The organism is Bacillus sp. 2B09 (genome assembly GCF_003946835.1).
Taxonomy (GTDB): Bacteria; Bacillota; Bacilli; order Bacillales; family Bacillaceae; genus Bacillus; species Bacillus altitudinis.
In genome coordinates this window covers 116,045-137,192 of sequence record NZ_RPSG01000006.1, presented here as the reverse complement: position 1 = coordinate 137,192, position 21,148 = coordinate 116,045, and the positions used below count along the sequence as shown (strand labels likewise).

The window sequence follows — 21,148 nt, the reverse complement described above, 5'->3', positions numbered from 1 at the left end:
TTCTCCTTTCTTTTAGGGGATGAAATATTTGACTTAATAGGTAGGTAATCTAGAAACTAAAATTAGCACTATGATCAGAAAATTGTTCAATTATTCTATCTTCATTTAATTCTGAACCGAATGAAAGAGAAATATCTTTTAGATTGATATTAGGCCTTTCTATCACAATGTTTAATAATGCAATATAATCTTCTACTATTTTCTTCATTTCCGTTTCCTCAAATATGTCAGTGTTATAAGTAAGCCCTCCTGTCATTCCTTCAACACCATTCATAATAACCATTTCTAAATCACATTTTACTTGTTCAATATGATTATCAATAAAGGATACATCAAATCCAGGTAATTCTAGCCCTTTAACCAAGCTATTATGATGAAAATCAAACATTACTTGAAATAATGGAGTAAAACTAAGATTTCGAGGAACTTTTAGTTTATTTACTACCAAATTAAATGGTGTTTCTTGATATTGAAATGACTCTAAAAATTCACTTTTTACTTTAATTAATACATCCTCAAATGTTGGGTTTTCTTTTAAAATTGTTCTTAAGGCTAGGGTATTTACAAAGTTTCCAATAATCTCATGTTGATCTATTTTACGTCCAGCTACAGGAATTCCTATTACTAAATCCTTCTCGCCCGTATAGCAATAGAGGAGTGCCTTCCATGCTGAAAGGAACGTCATATAAAGTGAAACATTTTTGTCTTTTCTTAGTTGCTCTAATTCTGAAATTAACTTTTGGGATATGTTAAAGAAGTATGCTTTACCATTAAAACTCTGTTCTTCAGGTCTTTCCTTAGAAGTTGGAATTTTTAATTGTTGTGGAGCGTCTTTTAGTTTTTTCTCCCAATATTCTAATTGATTATCTAATTCTTGATTTTGAATATTATTTCTTTGCAACTTTGCAAAATCACTATATTGCTGTGTTAACTGTTTTAATATAGGCTGCTTTTTTTCAGTATAAGCTTGATATAATAGAACTAGTTCATTTAAAAATATTTGAACAGACCAATTATCTGAAATAATATGATGCATGTTGACAAATAAAATATGATGATCATCGGATAACTTAAGTAACTTTGCTATGAACAAAGGCCCTGTTTCAATATCAAATGGGCGCACTGCCTCTTGCTCATTAATTCGCGAAATTTTCTTCTCTTTTTCATTCTCATCAACAATATTCTGTAAATCCTCTAGTGGTAATTTAAAAGGATAGCGTTCATTAATAACTTGAATAGGCTGTCGACCTTCGAATGAAAATGTTGTCCGTAGACTTTCATGCCGATCAATAATAGTATTAATGCTTTCTTCCAAACATTCGACATTTAACGGTCCTTTAAGGCGTAGACCAAAAGTAATATTATAATTGGAACTTCCAGGATTTGATTGTTCAAGGTACCACATGCTCTCCTGTGAAAAAGATAATGGTACACCTGTTTCCTCATGGTGAACATTTCTATTAAAGTGATTTTTAATATTTAGACTGTTAGAAGGCTCTAAATTAATGTTATCTTGAAGTTCATCATCATTCATTAAAGTTTTAATATATTCACTTAATTCACGTACCGTTCCATATTCAAATAGTACGTCAAAATCAAGTTCAATTTTTAAATACTGTTCTATTTTTTCAATAATTGTCATTGAAATTAATGAAGTGCCACCTATATCAAAAAAATTATCGTTCACATGAACTTCAGCCAATTTGAGTTCTTCCCCCCAAATATTCCCTACATTTATTTCTATTGGTGTTAGATTTTCACCAACAATATCTACAGAAAATTGTTCTTTTTCTTTCTGTTTCACATGAGAATTAATTAATTCCTCTTGTGGTTTTATATCATTAATCCAACAATCATATGCTTCAAATGGGTACGTTGGTAACTCTACCCTTCTGTAACTCGAATGTTTATAATAAGATTGCCAATCAAAATTAGCCCCTAATTGATAAAGATTTCTTTGACTAAGTAACAAACTGTTTGCATTATCCGTTTCATACGCTGTCATAAATTGAATTATTTTTCTTTCCTTATTCAAACTTTGCATTTCACTAACTAACTCTCCGTCTTGACTTGAGGCAAGAAATAAAGGGTTTTCTTCATCAACTAATTTATAAATAAATTCTTTAAACTTTTGATGATTTAATGAATTATAATCGTTGATATCTATAACTTCTGATAAAGCAACTTCTAAAGCTTTTTGACCTGTTACAACTTGAACCACTAGATTGCCTATACCTGTTCCTATAACTTTTGATGGCTTGATGCCAATGGATTGCCAATACTGATAAAGCAGATATTGAAAGATAAATTTTTTCACATTAATACTTTCAACACTCTTGGCTATATTTAAGATATCTTCGTAAACCTTAGAACAAGTAGCATGATCTACTGATAAATATTTATAGAGATATTCAGGAATACTAAAATGATGCGAAAACAAACAAACAATAGATCTATTAGTCACAATCTCATCAACTGGAAGATTTTCACTTTCTAGTTGACATATTAAATCTTTTCTATTCCTTACAACAAAAGCCTCACGATATGAAAAATCGCTTCTCCCCCTGTTTAGAACAAAGCTAATATTCCGAAGATCATCTGTACTCTTTCTTAAATAAGTAATTAAATTCTTTCTACTATTAGATAACGCATTAATAGTTTTTGCAGAAAGAGTAACTAAATAATGTTTATCTGTACCGTTAACATCTTCCTCCATAGAATTTAACTCTCTATCATTGAGATTAGGGGCTTCTTCTAATACAAAGTGTGCATTAGTTCCACTTAGTCCAAAAGAACTTACACCAGCTATCCTTTTATCGCCAATTTTTTCCCAATTATGTAAATGTGTGTTTACCTTTACAGCACTATCTTCAAAATTTATAAATTCATTAGGCTCATTAAAATGCAAAGATGGAAACAATTGTTTATTTTTCAATCCAAGAATAACCTTAATCATACTCACAATACCTGAAGCTTCTGATAAATGTCCTATGTTTGTTTTTACAGAACCAATTGAGCAAAAACCTTTCTTATTTGTATAGCGTTTAAATGCATCTGTTAATCCCTGAATTTCTATTGGATCTCCTAATCGCGTACCTGTTCCGTGCGCTTCAATATAGCTAATTTTCTCTGGATGAATATTAGCCTTTTCCCATGCTTTTAATACAACTTCAGTTTGAGCTTCGGGAGATGGAGCCGTAATACCATTTGATCTATTTCCATCTTGATTTATAGCACTCCCTTTTATCACAGCATGGACTAAATCACCATCTCGAAGAGCATCATTAAGACGCTTTAAAATTAAAATTCCTCCTCCTTCACCATCGGTAATTCCATCCGCTGAATTATCAAATGCTTTACACTTATTACTATCAGATTCGATTCCAAATCTTAATTCATTCCGGTGTTCGAAGTTTGTAATTATTTTTACTGCCCCGGTAATAGCTAAATCCGCTTCCCCCGTAATTAATTTATTGCAAGATTCATGAACTGCTACAAGTGATGATGAGCAGGCTGTATCAATCATCATAGCTGGGCCTGTCAAACCTAAAAAATGAGAAGCCCTTCCTGCATATATAGCATGTAAACTACCTGTTAAAATAGTCGGATCGAATTGAGAAGTAAGATTTACATATTCAGGTTTGGGTCCACCTGGTCCGCCTAAAATAACCGAAGTATTGGTACCTTCAAGTTCATCTATACTGTATCCTGAATTTTCTATGGCGTTACATATAAGTTGCAATAAAAGACGTTGATGAGGATCTAAATAATCTGCTTCTTTTTTTGATAAATTAAAATACTTATAGTCAAACTGGTGTATTTTCTCTAAATATCCAGACTTTCTAACATTTTCTCCTTGTTTTATTCCAACTAACATCTTTCGAAAATCAGAAAGTTCTCTAACACTATCTTTTCCATTCACCAAATTTTCCTTAAATAGATCAATATTATCAGCTTCAGGAAATATGCCACTCATACCTATGATAGCGATCTCTTCATTCATCATATAATTACTCCTTTTTCTTTTATCAATTGACTAAAATGTATAGCCTTCAATATCCCCTTTATTACTGTCACTATTATTAGTTAATTCTTCTATATAACTACTTAAAGATTCGACTGTCTTATATTTAAATAAATCAGCTAAAACTAAACGCTTTTCATATTTTTGATTCAAAAGATATAATAATTGGACACATTTTAAAGAATCTCCTCCAATTTCAAAGAACACATCCTTAATACTTACTTTGTGTATGCCCAACACTTCACTCCACAATCCACAAATTTCTTTTTCCATTGTTGTCTTTGGAGATACATATACTGCTTCTTTATGAACTGCAAATTCACTGTTTGGTGAAGGGAGTGCTTTATGATCAATTTTTCCATTTGGATTTAAAGGGAATTTATCAAGTTTAATAATTCTCCTTGGAACAAACGGACTTGGTAAGTTATTTTCTACGTATTGGCGCAATAACTGTTCATTAAAATCTTTTTTCGGACTATTTAGAAGTATATATGCAACAATTTGATCATCATTTTTACTTCCTTTAGAAAGCTTAACAAAAACATTATCTATATCTTCATGTTGACGTAGACAATTTTCTATTTCTCCTAACTCAACACGAAACCCTCGAATTTTAACTTGATTATCCATTCTTCCTAAAAATTCAACGTTACCATCAGGAAGGTATAATGCATAGTCCCCTGTCTTATACATCACTTTATATTCATTATCTACCTCAAATGGATTTTTAATGAATTTTTCAAACGTTAATTCACTTCGTCCTAAGTATCCTCTAGCTACACTTTTTCCTGAAATATATAGTTCTCCAGGAACTCCAATTGGAACAGGATTTAAATATTCATCAAGTATATAAATTTTTGTATTAGAAATTGGTCTTCCTATTAACACTGACCCTGTATAATCAATTTTGCACTCTTGTTTAGCAACATAATCAATTGTTCCAATTGTTGCTTCCGTTGGTCCATATTCATTCACAATGAGACATTCGTGAGTAAATTGTTGAATTTTGTTTAATAACTCGTAACTGAAACTTTCGCCCCCTACTATTAACCATTTTTTTGGTAAAATCAAATCGGCATTTTCTATATTTAACAATGCTTCTAAATGAGAGGGCACGATTTTCAGCAAATCAATCTGATTATGTTTAAAATAATCTACCATCTGAGCAGGATTAAATAGCCTTTCCTCTGAAATGATGTGTAATTTACCACCAGTACACAAGGACAAGAATATTGGTGTATTGCCTAAATCAGCGGCCAAAGTTGAAACTGTCGCGTGGCTATGACTTTCATTAAAATTAAATCTGTTAATCCGATCATTAATATAATTTAGTAGATGTCTATGCTCTATGCCCACACCTTTTGGAACACCTGTAGAACCTGAAGTATAAATTACATATATAAGACTATTAATATTTCTAACTACTTGCGGATTTTCTGACCTTTCTTTCTGAATACTTATCCAATCTTTATCAAGTAGAACAGCAGAGTTTTTACTAAAACTAAACTTGTTATTATATTTTTCTTGTGTTAATAAAACTGAGATTTTAGCATCCTCTATCATAAATTTCAGACGTTCATTAGGAAATTTTGGATCAAGTGGAATATAAGCTCCTCCTGCTTTCATGATACCTAAGATACCAATAATCATATCAATAGAACGATCGATACATATTCCTACTCTGGTATCTTCATTAACTCCTAGTTTCATTAAATAATGGGCAAGTTGGTTTGCCTTATAATTAAGTTCTTTATAATCTAATTTCTTCCCCTCATAAAAAACAGCTATTTGATTAGGATAGAGTTCAGCCTTTTGTTCGAATATATGATGAATACAACTATTTTGGGATAAAGGCATCGCTGTATTATTCCAGTTAAAAAGTAGTTGCTTTTTCTCATTGCTTTTTAAGAGCTGGAGATTGTTAAATTTTATAGTAGTATCCATTACAACATTATTTACAACATTTATAAATTGATCTAGTATTCTTGAAATGGAACTTTCTTCAAACTTATTATGATCATAATACAATTCAACATCTAATCCTTGGGCAGACTCAATACAATTAAACATGATATTAAATTTGTCATGATACACGTACTGTTTATAGAACTTTAATTTTCGACTATTGAGTTGGCTAAAATCATCAAATTTATATAAAACAGAGCAGCATTCGTTTTTTTCATTATTAAAGAAATATTCTTGCCATTGCTTTGCTTGTTGTATCGATGCTGATACTTTATTTAGCGCAGTGCTAATTAATTCACCTGAGCCAATTGTCGTTTCTATAGGTAATGTTTTAATAAAAGGGCCATAAATATTGTGAAATTCCTCATATTGTCTCCCGTCATCAATATATCCGGTCGTAATAGTATTTACACCTGTTAATTTGCTTATTAATAACTGACAACACGTATATAATACGTCTGAGATAGACATAGAATAAAGGGACGCAATTTCTTTTAGTTGTTTGTATAATATAGTATCTACTTTTTCACTTATTATTTTAGGTTCAAAGGTTTCCTGATCATTAACCTTGCTTTGAAAAGGCAATCTTATTAATTTATTTTTCTCTTTATTTTCCTTCCAAAAATTTAACCCTTCTTCACTTTCTTTTTCTTCAAGTAAGGAATGCTGAAACTCAGAAAATTGAAGATATTGCAAAAGTTCTTCTTCATTATTGTCTACGTATTTAATACCATTATTCTCTAACATATAAGTTAAATCCAACACCATATTCTTGATTGTCCAGGTATCTGAATAAAGGGAAGACATAGTAATTATAAGTGTATACTCTTCATTAGAGAATTTGACTAAAGTAGCTCTAATGGGAAAATTCAAATTTTGTTTTAAAGCAATTCTCTCACGCTCTAGAATCTTATCAATTCTATTGTTCTTATTACTACCTACTTGTAATTGTGAATCTAAATCAATATTGTTCCACTTAAGTGGAATAGGTTTATCAATAACTTGAACAGGCAGTTTCATTCCTGGTACATATTCAAAAGTTGTAGAAAAGATTTCATGTTTTTTTATGAGTGCTTCGATAAAGCTCTTAATTTCACCTACGTTAAGATTACCGTCAAGATGAACGGCAAATTGTGAAATGTAAGATTCTTTATTTCCGTGTAAATTTAACAACCTTTCTTGCTGGTGAGATAATCTGTATCCTTGAATTGTACTCTCCATATTTACTTTACCTTCTTTCCTTTAATGCAATTGACTTAGGCTTAATTGCTTTAAATTTCTTTCTATTATTCTCTTTTAAAATATCTAATTCTCTCGAACTCTCCCTCTTCATTTCTTCATTATAATAAGGGATTTCTAGAATGCGCTTTTCAGGATCTTTAATTAGATCTTTTAGCAACTGTAAATAATGATTGATAAATTTATTAATGGTTTCACTAGTGAATAAAGACGTAGCATATTCAAATCTTCCCATAACTGTATCATCATTATCTATTATTTCTAAAATAATGTCTGATTTAACGGTTTTCGATTCTAGTTCCATATAATTTATTTCCAACTGTTCAAGAGGTAGTTTTAATTTTGGAATTTTATGATACGTAAGAAACACCTGAGTTAATGGACTATTACTTGAATTTCTATCTACTTTTAAGGCATTTAATAAATATTCAAATGGCAGTTCTTGATGTTTGAAAGCATTTATTACAGTTTCCTTGACTTGGTTCACATACTCAAGGAAAGTAGGATTACTATCTAAATTTGTCCTAATTGCTAACGTGTTAATAAATACTCCTATTAAATGCTCTGTTTGAGAGTTTCGTCCAGAAGCATTTGTTCCAACTATAATATCTGTTTGTTTCGTATATCTATAAAGTAATATCTTCCAAGCCGATAAGAATAACATATACAAAGTAACTCGCTCTTGTTTACATAACTGGTGTAACTCTTTTATAATTTCATCAGGGATTTCAAAAACAATAGATTTACCACTAAAGTCTTGTATATTGGGCCTGCTATAATCCAATGGTAAAGATAATTTTATCGGTGCATTTTTTAGATTTTTTTTCCAATAATCCAATTGTTTATAGCATTCTTCACTCTCAATCCACTTTTGTTGCCAAGCAGCATAATCAGCAAATTGAATATCTAATTTTGGTAACTCTATTTCTTCCAAATTAATTATGTTGGTATAGATAGTAAATACCTCGTGAATTAGGTTTGTAATAGATATTGCATCACCAATAATATGATGTAGAGTTAACGTTAAGATATGTTCTATAGTGTTTAATTCGAAAATTTTAACTCTTAATATTGGTCCTTCTTCAAGAACAAAGGGTTTAGTCACCTCATTTTTAATATGTTCTAATAATTCCTCAGCTTCCACTGTTTCGTTATTTAAGCTTATTGAAAATGGTTCACAAATAACTTGTTTCGGATGCCCTAGATTATTTATATAAGCAGAACGCAGCGTCTCATGTCTTTTTACTACTTGAGTAAAACCTTCTTCCAAAACAGCTAAATTTAATTTACCTGTTAGCTTTAAAACAACCGGTATATTATAAGCAATATTCTGTGGATTGATTTGGTCTTGAAACCAAATACCCTTTTGTGCATAAGTCATTGGATAGCTAAATTTATTTTCTCGTGGTTGTAATTCTAATAAAGGATTTTCATTTATAGAATTTGACTTTTGTGATATATGCTTTATAAAATTCGAAATTGTTGGATAATTAAAAATATCTTGCAAAGATATTTTTAATTTTAATTTTTCATTTAATAGCCACATTAGTTTTGTTGCTGTCAAAGAGTTTCCACCAAGTTCAAAAAAGTTATCAGCAACCCCGATACTGTTTAATCCTAAGGTTTCTTTCCAAATATCAGATATATCTTTTTCCATTTTTGTCTTAGGTTCTATATAGCTTTCCTTAATGAAATGTTCCCTACTTAACTCTGGTAATTTTTTACGATCTAACTTTCCAGTAGGTGTTAAAGGAAACTCATCCATTATTATAAATGCAGAAGGAACCATGTAATCTGGTAAACTGTTCTTTAAATCACTTCGTAATTCTTTTAAATCTAATTTCGAATCTCCGATTACGTAAGCTACCAATCTTTCAGTACTGGAATTATCTTTTCGTACTGATATAGCAACTTCTTTTACTCGGGGAAGCTTTGCAATTAATTGCTCAACTTCTCCCAATTCAATACGGTATCCCCTTATTTTAACTTGTTGGTCGAGCCTCCCTAGGTACCTAATATTACCATCCGGCAACCAACTAGCCAGGTCTCCTGTTCGATACATCAGCTGGTCTTTATAATAAGGATTAGGAACAAATTTTTCATTGGTTAAAACTTTTTGGTTAATATAACCTCTAGCGAGACAACTTCCTGATATGCATAGTTCTCCTGGTACGCCAATTGGTTGTAATTGTCCATTCTGGTCTAAGATTAGTAATTGAACATTCTGAATTGGTTTGCCAATAGGAACTATATTTACGTCATTAGTACTCATTGGACAATCATAATATGTAACTTCCACAGTAGCTTCGGTTGGACCATATAAATTATAAAGTTCTGTACCACATGTACGAGAAACTATATCTCTAAATTGAACAACTTGGTTTGGTAAGAGAGCTTCTCCACTGGTAAATACTCTTTTTAAGCTAGATAACCGATTAATATTCTTAGAGTTCTCTAGGCTTTTGAGAAAAATATTAAACATAGAAGGAACGAAATGAACAGTTGTAATTCTGTGTTTTTCAATACTTTCTATTATTTTATCCGGCTCTTTTTCTCCATCGTGAGATAACAGATGGACACACCCTCCAATAAAAAACCATGTAAAAATCTCTGGTACTGATACATCAAAAATAAATGGCGTTTTTTGTAACATAATGTCTTTTTCCGTAAAATTATACTTTTTAATCATCCAGTCAATTCGATTAATTACACTATGGTGCTCAACCATGACACCTTTAGGTCTACCTGTAGAACCTGAAGTATACATTACATAAGCTAAATCATTTTCAGTACAAACAGAAGATAAGTTTTCTGAGTTATTGCTATGCCATTCAGGATTATCAAGATATAAGATATTTGAATTTAAATGATTAATTTTTTCTTGAAATTTTACAGTTGTACATAATATTTGAGCATCACTATTTTGAATCATATATTGTATACGATCTTCTGGAAATTCAGGTGATATAGGCATGTAAGCCCCGCCGGCTTTTAATATACCTAAAATTCCTATGATCATATCCATAGAACGCTCTATTAATATTCCTACAACTTGGTTAGGCTTCATCCCTCTCTCCCGAAGTAAATTTGCAAACTGATTAGCTTTTTGATTAACTTCTTGATAAGTTAAATGATCCTCATCGGTTTGAATAGCAATTTTATAGGGCTCCTTCTTAACTTGTAATTCAAACAAGTCAATAAGAGTTTGAGACTGTGACATCTCTTTTTTAGTTTGATTAAAATCATACAAAATCTGATTTTTTTCTTTTTCAGTGATAAGATTAATATCTTTAATTCTTATTTCAGGATTTTTCACCACTTCTTCCATTAGCCTATTTATATGATCAATCATCCTTAGAATAGTTTCTTGTTTGAATAAATCAGTATTATATTCAAACGAACCAACTATTTCTTCATTTTTCTCCATCATTTCGAGAATTAAATCATATTTAGCAGTATTATTTTGATTTCTTTTAACGTTTAATTTTAAATTAGGCATTTCTAACTTTTGCATAGGCATATTTTGGAAAACAAACATTACTTGAAATAAAGGAGAGAAGCTTTTACTACGCTCAACTTTGAGATCCTCTACTATCTTCTCAAAAGGTACATCTTGATTAGAAAAAGCCTTTTTCACTCCGTTATGAATTTGTTCTACAAGTTGTTTAAATGTAAGATCACCGGATAAATTTGCACGGATAGGTAAAGTATTGACAAAATATCCGATTAAGCTTTCGAGCTCTTGATGTTTACGATTTGCCACTGGTGTGCCTACAACTATATCTTTTTTCGATGTTAATCGATTTAATAATGCATTAAATGAAGCTAGTAGAGTTACATATAATGTAACTCCTACTTCATTGCTGAGTTTTTTTAAAGATTTGGTCAACTGTGGAGAAATTTTGAATTCACAAAATGATCCCTCAAACGTCTGATTAGATGGTCTTGGATAATCAGACGGGAGTTCTAAGACTGGCAGATCACCAGATAAATAATTCTTCCAATAGTCAACCTGTTTCTTTACTTTCTCTTCTTGAAGCTGATCCCTTTCCCATTCTGCATAATCCCCATACTGTATAGAAATTTCAGGTAAATTTAATTCTTTTTTCAGACAATAGGATTGGTAAATCGTAGATAATTCTTTAATAAATACACCTATGGACCAACCATCTGAAATAATATGGTGCATCGTAATAAACAATTTAAATTTCTCTTCGTTCACCTTAATCAAAGTCGCTTTTAATAAAGGGAGATTGTCTAATTCAAAATGATACGATGCTTCTCGTTTTGATATTGTGGAAATTTGCTTATTCACTACTTCTTCTGATAAATTTTGCAAGTCTATAATATCTAATTCAATACTAAACTCTTTCCTAACAATTTGTTGAAGTCCATCATTATTCATTTCAAAAAAAGTTCTTAGTGTTTCATGTCTTTCAATAATTTTATTTAAACTTTTTTCAAGGTATTCAATATTTAATATACCGTCTATATCAATCTCAGAAGCAATGTTGTAAACTTCCTTATTCTTCTCTATCAGTTGGTCTGTTAACCATAAGCGTTTTTGGGCATATGATGCCGAGAAGATATACTCCTCGATAGATTTTTCACCCTCCTGCTTAGGGGTATAAGTTTCATCCATTATTACTATCTCCCCTCTTCATTAACGTCTAGTACGGACAGCACGATCTAGTCTCTTAATCCTACTTTGGTTTAAGACAATGTTTTGTTTACTTTGAATACGTGATTTTAAAAGAGCTATAGTTGGATAATTAAAAAATTCTTCTAATGTAATCTCAATTTCAAACTTATTCCTAATTCTAGAAATACAATTAGCAGCCAGTAAAGAATGTCCACCTAATTCAAAGAAGTTATCATACATCCCTATCTGTTCGATACTTAAAACTTCTTTCCAAATATCCAAAATTACTCTCTCAACCTTATCCCGTGGCGCGACGTACTTTACTCCTGTGTTAACTACATTACTTGGTTTAGGCAATGCATTTCGATTAATTTTGCCATTTACCGTAATGGGCATTTTTTCTAATTGAACAAAGTAAGAAGGTACCATATAATTTGGCAACTTTGTTGCTATATATTCTCGTAATTCTGGTACAGTCATTTCATTTTCCAGTACTAAGTACGCACAAAGATATTTACTTCCATCCTCATTAGTGCGATCAATAACTATAGCCTCTTTGATTTTTTCGTGATTGAGTAAGTGACACTCAATCTCGCCTAATTCAATTCGGTATCCTCTTATTTTAACCTGGTGATCAATTCGTCCTAAGTATTCAATTTCACCGTTAGGTAGAAGTCTTCCTAGATCACCAGATCGATAGAGACGTTCTTCTTCTCTGTATGGATTCTTTACAAATCGTTCTTTAGTCAACTTTGGACGATTTAGATAACCTCGTGCTACTCCTTCTCCCCCGATACATAATTCCCCTGCAGCTCCTAATGGAAGAAGATTTAGGTTTTTATCCATCACATAGGTTGACAATGTAGGAAGAGGCCTACCAATATTACTTATATTTGATTCAATGTCCTCATTTTTTAGCTCTTTAAATGTAACGTGTACAGTTGTCTCTGTAATACCGTACATATTGATTAATTTCGTATTTGGATACTTGCCCCACCACGCTCTCAATTGAATTGGTTGTAATGCCTCTCCTCCAAAAATAACGTATCGGAGGTCAAGTTCTCTATCCGGAACCTTTGCTTCTTGAGCTATTAAATGATAGAAAGCTGTAGGTGTTTGGTTAAGTACTGTTACCTTTTCTGCTTTTAGGAGTTCTAAAAACTGTTTCGGATCTTGTGTTATTGATTTTGGGACTACCACAACTCTTCCCCCGTATAAAAGAGCTCCATACATTTCCCATACTGAGAAGTCAAAGCAGAAAGAGTGGAATAAAGTCCATACATCACCTTCATTAAAATCAAATAAATCGTGATCATTAAACAGCAAACGCACAACATTTTTATGTTCAATCATAACACCCTTAGCATTTCCCGTAGTGCCAGAAGTATAGATAATGTAAGCCAAGTCGTTTGGAGAGTTGACAGGTTCAAGGTTCGAACAATCTCCTTGGTATAATCTTTCATCTTCTATATTCAATACCTCTTGATTGAACGTAATTTGGTCAAGCAAGTGTTCTTGTGTTAATAAAATAGAAGCCTGACTATCCTCCATCATATATTCAATGCGTTCAACTGGGTATTCTGGATCAATTGGAAGATAGGTACCCCCTGCTTTCAAAACTGCGAGTATTCCAATAATCATTTCAACAGAGCGTTCAGCCATAATTCCTACAATAACATCAGGCTGAACCCCCTTTTCACGTAATACCCTTGCAAGTTGATTTGCTTGTTTATTTAATTTACGATAAGTTACAGTTTGCTGCTTGTAAACAACTGCAATGTTATCTGGAGTTTTAGTGACTTGCTCTTCAAACAACTTAGATAATGAAGTATTTTTAGGATAATCAACGGCTATGTTATTGCATTTTTTTAACATAGTCTTTTCTTCTTCTTGTGTTAACAAGGAGTAATTCCCTATCTTTTCATCAGGTTTAATGGATACATTTTCTAATATATTAATTAAATATTTCGACATTTTTTCAATAGTAGATTGCTTAAAAAGATCCGTATTATATTCAAATAAAGCTCTTAAACCTTTAGGTGTCTCTACCATCTTTAAAGTTAAATCTAACTGTGAAGAATTAGTTTCCACTGGAAAACTTTCTACTGGAATATTAAGATAGTTTTCCTGTTGTTTATTTTCTCCTAATATAAAATCCGATAATTCTCTTTTCTTATGCAGCGCCTGCATCACAAACATTGTTTGAAAAATAGGATGGCGGCTGTTATCCCTTCTAATTTTTAATTTCTCTACTAATAAAGGAAATGGATAATCTTGATGAGTAATGGCATCTAACATATTTCGTTTTACTCTATTAAGGACTTCTATGAATGTCGGGTTGCCAGAGAAATCCGTTCTAACAACCAAAGGATTAACAAAATACCCAACAATGTTATTTAATTGTTGTAATCCTCTTCCAGCTGAAGGAATACCAACTAACAAATCATCTTGCCCAGTATATCGATGTAACCAAACTTTATAGGCAGCCATTAGTATATTATTAAGTGTAGTCCCATTTAATTTTGCAAGTTTCTTTAATTTTTCAGTAACATTAGGATTAATTTCAAACGAAAAATTGTTTCCATTATATGTTTGTATATTTGGTCTATGGTAATCAGTTGGAAGTTCTAGAACTGGTAAGTCCCCGCCCAACTTTTTTGCCCAATATGAAATTGATTTCTCTTCATTTGAATTTTCCAACATTTCTTTTTGCAAATAGACATAGTCAACATAATTATATAAATTAGAATTCTGTCCTGAACTTGTTTCATTAGTATCGGTCAAATAAAGCTCTTCTAACTCATTCATTATTAAGGTTATTGACCACAAATCTACAGCAATATGATGAAATGTAAACAAAGCAACAGTTTCTTTGTTGTTCTTCTCTAACAAAAATACCCTAATAGGTATATCTTTTTTTATATCAAACGGTAATTGGGCAATTCTGTTCACCTCTTCTTTTAATTGTCTTTCTGACCAATTAGCACATTTCAATGTTTCAACTCTAAAGTCATAATATTTTAGAATTTTTTGGACTGGTCGATCTTCTCTCTGGTGATATATGGTTCTAAGAATAGCATGTCTTTCTAATAACCTTTGCATAGATTCCTTAAATCGATTTATATTTATTGATGATTTAAAGGTTAATGCAAAAGATATATTATAAGCTGAATTATTAGGTGATAACTCCTGTAAATACCACATTGTTTTTTGATTATACGACAGGGGATGTTCATCATCTACTGAACTTACTTTCTTTAGTTTTCCCATTTGCGATATAAGTATTTCTTCATGTATATTTTGTAGTATTTTTTTTGATAAATTGTTTAAAGTTATATCTTCTAGTAAATCTACTTCTGAAATAATAACGCCAAAATCTTTTTCAATATTATGCTTAATTTCAACTATCTGAATTGAGTCCACACCTAAGCTGCTTAATGATTCTTTGAATTGGATATCTTGTAAAGGTATTCTTAATATTTTTTTGATTTGAAATTTCAAATATGAGTCTATAAGCTTTTGGCGATTACTTTCATTTTCTAACAATATATCTGATTTACTAAAATTAACTTGTACTGATTCTTTTTCCAAATCCTGATTTCCTAATACATCTACACCAATTGCTTTTAAGGTTCCATTTAGGTAAGATTCTCGACAAATATACCGTTGAATTTTCCCACTAGATGTTTTAGGTATACTAAGTGGCTTTATTATAACTACTTCATAAACTTTAAGATTATGCTCCATAGAGACCGCTGCTCTTATTAGTTTAGATACTTCATTAATATCAATGCTATTACGATACTCTCTTTCTACCTCTTGAACAATAATCAATTCTTCTCGTCCGTTTACTTCTACTGTGAAAGCAGCACTTGCACCTTTACTTAACATATAGTGACTATTTTCTGCAGTCATCTCAATATCTTGGGGATAATGGTTTTTCCCACGAATAATTATTAAATCCTTAAGCCGACCCGTCACGTAAAGTTCTTTCTCTTTTTTAAATCCTAAATCACCTGTTCTAAGGAAAGAGGTATGATTGTTGTTATTATATATTTTAGCCTCAAATACTTCCTTACTTAATTCTGGGTTATTCCAATAGCCCTTGGCTACACTTGGACCACTAATCCATATTTCTCCGACTTCTCCATCTTTACGTTCTATTTTCGTAGTCGGATCCACGATTCTTAAATCTTGACCAAGTCTTACTTGTCCATTGCTTACTATAGATTTGCCCAAGTCTTTATCACTTTCCTCTACAATATTATCCTTTAAAAAGGCTTTATCTAGATTATAATAAGTTGGATTACTGAGCTTATCTCCTCCTGTTACAAGAAGAGTAGACTCGGCTAGACCATAACATGGATAAAAAACACTCTCTTCGAAACCAGCAGACTTAAAATATTTAGAAAATCTCTTAATAGTTTTTTCACGAATAGGCTCTGCTCCGTTAAAGGCGAGCTTCCAATTACTAAGATCTAATTTATCACGTTGTTCAGGGGTGATCATTTTCACACATAAATCATATGCAAAATTAGGCCCTCCACTAACAGTTGCTTTATATTTCTCAATACCTTTCAGCCATCTATAAGGATTCTGAACAAAATCTACTGGTGACATTAAATAACATGTTGCTCCCAAATAAAGTGGTTGTAGAATATTACCTATTAACCCCATATCGTGATATAAAGGCAACCATCCAAAAATTATAGAATCTTGATTTAATTCGAATGCATTAGCAATCATTCTTTCATTGTGTATCAAATTCCCATGAGATACCATTACGCCTTTTGGCGTACCTGTTGAGCCAGACGTATATTGTAAAAATGCTAAATCATCCGGTTCTTTTCTAGGATTTATCCAACCTAAATATTTTTTAGAATTTAAGTTATCCATTGTAATCCATTGAACCTTTAGGTTTGAGGCTAAATCATGTGACTTATCAAGCCTGTTATAGATAGAAGATGTAGTCATAGCAATTTTTGCATTACAATCCTTTACAATAGATTGTATACGTAATGTATTTCTATTTTTTTTCGGAGGATATGCAGGAACCGCGATAACTCCTGCATATATACACCCAAAGAATGATATAATAAAATCTAACCCTGGATCATAAAGCAAAAGAGCTCTTTCTCCCTTTAAGTTTAATTGCTGTAAGTATGCTGCTACTAGTTTTGCTTGTTGATCCAACTCACCGTAAGTTAATGAATTATTTTCTTCCCCATCTTTAGATAAAAATGTATAAATTGTTTTATTTGGTTGAGCATGAGCCCTTTCACGTACTAAATCTATGAGATTTGTAAACTCCTTATTCATCTTTCCCTCCAAAATTTTAAAATTTGTATTGTTATTCAAAGATAGTCTCTAAATTTATTATTTCAATTTCACTTAGTGGTTGATTCATTATGTGACTCTTCAAAAACTCATCTGGCCATTCATCGGAGAATTTTACAGCATATAAAGTAACCACTGGATTAACTTAACATATTCTTCATAGAAAGTTCTTTATCTATGATGTCGATAATATTATCTTTTTCATCGTGGATATAGAAATGATCTCCTGGTAAAAAAGTTAGGTTAAAGGATTCATTAGTTTCAACTTGCCATTGGATAAGATCAGATCTTGGAATACTATCTTCTAAACCTCCAAATATCATCATTGGTACCGAGAGTTTTGGTTCACTAACGTATTTGTAATTATCAATAATAGAAAAATCAGATCTTAACAGCGGTAAAAATAATCTCATCAAATCAGTATTTGCCGCAATTTCTTTAGGTGTACCATTTAAATTTATTATTTCATTTATTAAAGCTTCATCATCTAAATTATGGATGCCTTTGCCTTTATAAATACTAGGTGCACTGAAAGCTGATAAAAATAAGTAAGATGGTAACATCATTTTATTTTTTCTTAATTTTCTAGCTAACTCAAAAGACACTAAAGCCCCCATACTGTGACCAAAGAAAGCAAATGACTTATCTAAAAAAGGAGAAATTTCTTCTATTAAACATTCTAAAAGGGTTTCTAAATCACTGAAAGCACATTCTTTAAATCTATTTTCTCTTCCAGGTAATTGAACACTTACTATTTCAACTTCACTACTTTCCCATTTTTTATATAAAGAAGAACCTCCCCCAGCGTATGGAAAACAGAATAATCTTATTTTTTTTTCATGACCTGTATTTTCTTTAAAATTAAACCATTGACTTTTATGGAACTTGTTTATCATTTCTACACTTCCTTTGAAATGATTTTCTTCATATTTTTTTTAGGATTTTTATTCTTATTATAATTAATATGAGTTACTAAATTTTTTAATGAGTGGAACACCCAAACTCCACATCCTCCTTGTAAACCACCTATTATAAGAGGAATTGCAAGAATAAGGTAAGCTCCTTGTTTATTATTTATAAGAATATCTGCTAATAGTTCACTTAATTTGATTATGTTACCTTTGATACCAATTATAAGAATAGGTAATGCCCATCCCGTTATTCCAGATATTACACCAAGAAACACTGAATACTTTTTCCATTTCAAAGACATTAATCCTATAACAAAAATCGTTAAAAACCAATAATCAATAATATTAACTAAAGCTACTAGACAGATAACTAGAAAGAGATATATAATTTTAAACATTCTTTTACCTCCTACCAATTATCAATCAGGTCTAATCTTCCATAATGCAATACCACTTTCACTCTTATTTATATCTTTAATATCTTTATATTCATTATTTATCCATAATTTAATTCCATCATTATAAAATTTTGATAATGGATTTTCACTCTGCCCGCCAGGATAAATGCCTACCTTTGAGTTGGTTCCCCAATCAATAATCATTCTCCAAGAGGGTCCATGACTGGAAACCATTTCTGATCCACTAGCATTAGGACTAAATAGATTTCCCCCAAAAGGTATTGGATCATAACTTAATGCTTTTAACTGTAAAAGTGAGGGTATAGAACGCTTATGAATATTACCCCATTTCCAATTATTTGTATCATCTCCCATTTCATTCTCAATTTTTTTTATGGATTTCTTGAATGAAATTAAAATAACCTCTTCAGCTTCTCTTTCTTTTCCATTTAATACATTATCAAATATACTATTACTAGGATCTTCTAAAGTTAATGACTGAATCTTAGGATAAATTGCAAATAAATCCGTAATTGCAAGGGCATTCTTTGAATTGGTGATACCATGTTTCTTCCATAAAGATCCAAACGTTTCATTTATATACTCTTCTAAAAGAATCCACCATAAAGTAGCACCTTTTGAATTAGAATCCATTTGATAATTCCAAGATTTTAATATCAAATATGCTTTCTTTTCGTTTTTATTGAGCTTTTTATCTTGAAGATTTTTTATTAATTCAGGCACCAATATTCTAGCCATATTATCTTCAAAATCACTCTGAATTTTTTTAAAATCCTCGACTGTCAATTTTTCTTTTTCCGACAATAATGAATATATTCTATTCGCTCGATATCCAGGGTCAAAATCATTGGTTGTCCCTATAAAATAAGGATAATTGTTATTGACTTGACGTTGATTAGCTGTCACTAAAACATGACTCTTTGGATTAATACTCTTAGGAGTGTTTTCAAACGGTATAGAACCAATAATATCGCTATCCCCATTACCTGACATGGCAAACCATGGCTTTGAATTTTTTTTAAAAACTGGGTAGCTACCTGCCCCGAAAATTGCTATATTTCCATCTTTATCAGAGTATAAAAAATTCATTATGGGAGTTTTCCAAGTTTTCAAAGCATTTGAGAATTCGTTAAGATTACTTGCCTTATTTATTTTATATAATGCTTCTAGAGAAGTTGTTGGGATAGAACCAATCCAATTCATTGATAATTTATAACCTGCTTCATTAACTATAGGTCCATGAACAGACGATTTAATTTCAAATCGCACTGTTTTTTTATTTTTCACAGGTATTTGTTCTGTCCTAGTATTGAATGGATACCACTTTCCTTTCCAATAATATTGATTATCATGTTCTTTATCAGTAGTCTCTTTATAATAAAAAGTTTGTAAACTTTGACTATTTGTTAACCCCCAACTAATATTTTCATTAAAACCAACTAGAATAAAGGGGATACCTGGAACAGTTACACCCGAGATATTGGAAGTTGGAGTTTTCACTTGTAGTTGGTACCAAGTAGAAGGAAGAGTTAAACCAAGGTGAGGATCATTAGCCATCATTGGCTTTCCCGTAGATGTTTTAGAACCGTCTACTACCCAACCATTACTATTCATATTATTATCTATAGAGAATGTGGGTAAATGGGTAAAGCCGACTAATAGTTGTTTAAGACCTTCCTGATATGAGCTTTCTATGTATTTAATATTATTTAATTGCTCAGTTTTTACACTTGAATTTGTATTTCTCAAAGATTCATTAGGGCTATTAAAAAGACTTTCTGCACTTATAGGCATCTTTTCTAATTTATTTCTTTTGTATACCCCCGTGTCATATGGCCTGTAATTAATTACTGGATTCACAGGTGAAATTTGAGAATAGAGTTTTTCTCCCAAATGTTCCTTTAAGAATTCCTGTTCTACAGAGGTAGAGCTTAAGGACATCATCTGATTTAACATCATTTTAACAACTAACGTATCTACAGGACTCCACTTTGAAGGAATATAGCCTAATAGTTTAAAATATAAAGGTAAGTCATTTTTTCTTACTTTTTCTTCTATCGCTTCATTAACTCCCGCGCTATATGCCTCTAATACCCTTTTAATTTCTTTGTTTTTTTTCAATACAGCCCATTCAGCTTCTGCCGTACGTGTGGTATCTAATTGTCTTTGAAATTTATCTACTTCTAAAGTAGATTCTCCCATAATTTCAGAAAGTAAGCCTTTTCCTTGTCTACGCATAAGGTCCATCTGAAATAATCGATTATTAGCATGTAGATAGCCGATAGTCTTCCAACCATCCTCATCATTATTAGCTACTATTTGGGGAACATCACTTTTGTCAAACAAAACGTTAACTTCATCATTCAGTATTTTACTAGAAATATCTTGATTCTTCGTAGAAGTTGAATTTTCTCTTGCGTTGATCCAAACACCAGATCCTGGATTCAGAAACTTTCCTAGGGCTGGTAAAGTACCATAAGAGTTCGAAAGTGTTACTAAAAGTATGGTGCTAACCAATATCGAAAGAAAACAGCTTGTGTACTTTTTTAACATATGTAGTAATACCCTTTCCGCTTGACTAAATTTAATATCAACTATCTTGTTAACACAC

At 31.4% G+C, this 21,148-nt stretch carries 7 protein-coding genes; all 7 read right to left on the bottom strand.

Annotated elements, in window-relative coordinates:
* Nucleotides 1-49: 49 nt before the first annotated feature.
* Nucleotides 50-4,003, bottom strand: a complete 3,954-nt coding sequence (locus EBQ12_RS13430; RefSeq protein ID WP_164511654.1) for a condensation domain-containing protein — start codon at nucleotides 4,001-4,003, stop codon at nucleotides 50-52.
* Nucleotides 4,004-4,036: 33 nt separating this feature from the next.
* Nucleotides 4,037-7,210: a non-ribosomal peptide synthetase gene (locus tag EBQ12_RS13425; RefSeq protein WP_125590337.1), complete on the bottom strand. Its 3,174-nt coding sequence runs from the start codon at nucleotides 7,208-7,210 to the stop codon at nucleotides 4,037-4,039.
* 7 nt (nucleotides 7,211-7,217) lie between these two features.
* Entirely contained in the window at nucleotides 7,218-11,870 is a 4,653-nt protein-coding gene (locus EBQ12_RS13420; protein ID WP_125590335.1) for a non-ribosomal peptide synthetase, read from the bottom strand.
* Between the two features lie 21 nt (nucleotides 11,871-11,891).
* Nucleotides 11,892-17,189 carry a non-ribosomal peptide synthetase gene (locus tag EBQ12_RS13415; RefSeq protein WP_125590333.1) on the bottom strand — a complete coding sequence of 1,766 codons (5,298 nt, stop codon included), beginning with the start codon at nucleotides 17,187-17,189 and terminating at the stop codon, nucleotides 11,892-11,894.
* A 158-nt stretch (nucleotides 17,190-17,347) separates the two neighbouring features.
* Nucleotides 17,348-18,103 carry a thioesterase II family protein gene (locus tag EBQ12_RS13410; RefSeq protein WP_125590331.1) on the bottom strand — a complete coding sequence of 252 codons (756 nt, stop codon included), beginning with the start codon at nucleotides 18,101-18,103 and terminating at the stop codon, nucleotides 17,348-17,350.
* Nucleotides 18,104-18,105: 2 nt separating this feature from the next.
* Nucleotides 18,106-18,516: a hypothetical protein gene (locus EBQ12_RS13405; protein ID WP_125590329.1), complete on the bottom strand. Its 411-nt coding sequence runs from the start codon at nucleotides 18,514-18,516 to the stop codon at nucleotides 18,106-18,108.
* Between the two features lie 21 nt (nucleotides 18,517-18,537).
* Nucleotides 18,538-21,090 (bottom strand): penicillin acylase family protein, encoded by a 2,553-nt coding sequence (locus EBQ12_RS13400; protein WP_164511653.1) that lies wholly within the window; start codon nucleotides 21,088-21,090, stop codon nucleotides 18,538-18,540.
* Nucleotides 21,091-21,148 lie beyond the last annotated feature (58 nt).

Coding starts and splice junctions, on each gene's coding strand:
- EBQ12_RS13430 (WP_164511654.1), bottom strand. CDS start 4,003: ATGAATGAAGAGATCGCTATCATAGGTATGAGTGGCATATTTCCTGAA.
- EBQ12_RS13425 (WP_125590337.1), bottom strand. CDS start 7,210: ATGGAGAGTACAATTCAAGGATACAGATTATCTCACCAGCAAGAAAGG.
- EBQ12_RS13420 (WP_125590335.1), bottom strand. CDS start 11,870: ATGGATGAAACTTATACCCCTAAGCAGGAGGGTGAAAAATCTATCGAG.
- EBQ12_RS13415 (WP_125590333.1), bottom strand. CDS start 17,189: ATGAATAAGGAGTTTACAAATCTCATAGATTTAGTACGTGAAAGGGCT.
- EBQ12_RS13410 (WP_125590331.1), bottom strand. CDS start 18,103: ATGATAAACAAGTTCCATAAAAGTCAATGGTTTAATTTTAAAGAAAAT.
- EBQ12_RS13405 (WP_125590329.1), bottom strand. CDS start 18,516: ATGTTTAAAATTATATATCTCTTTCTAGTTATCTGTCTAGTAGCTTTA.
- EBQ12_RS13400 (WP_164511653.1), bottom strand. CDS start 21,090: ATGTTAAAAAAGTACACAAGCTGTTTTCTTTCGATATTGGTTAGCACC.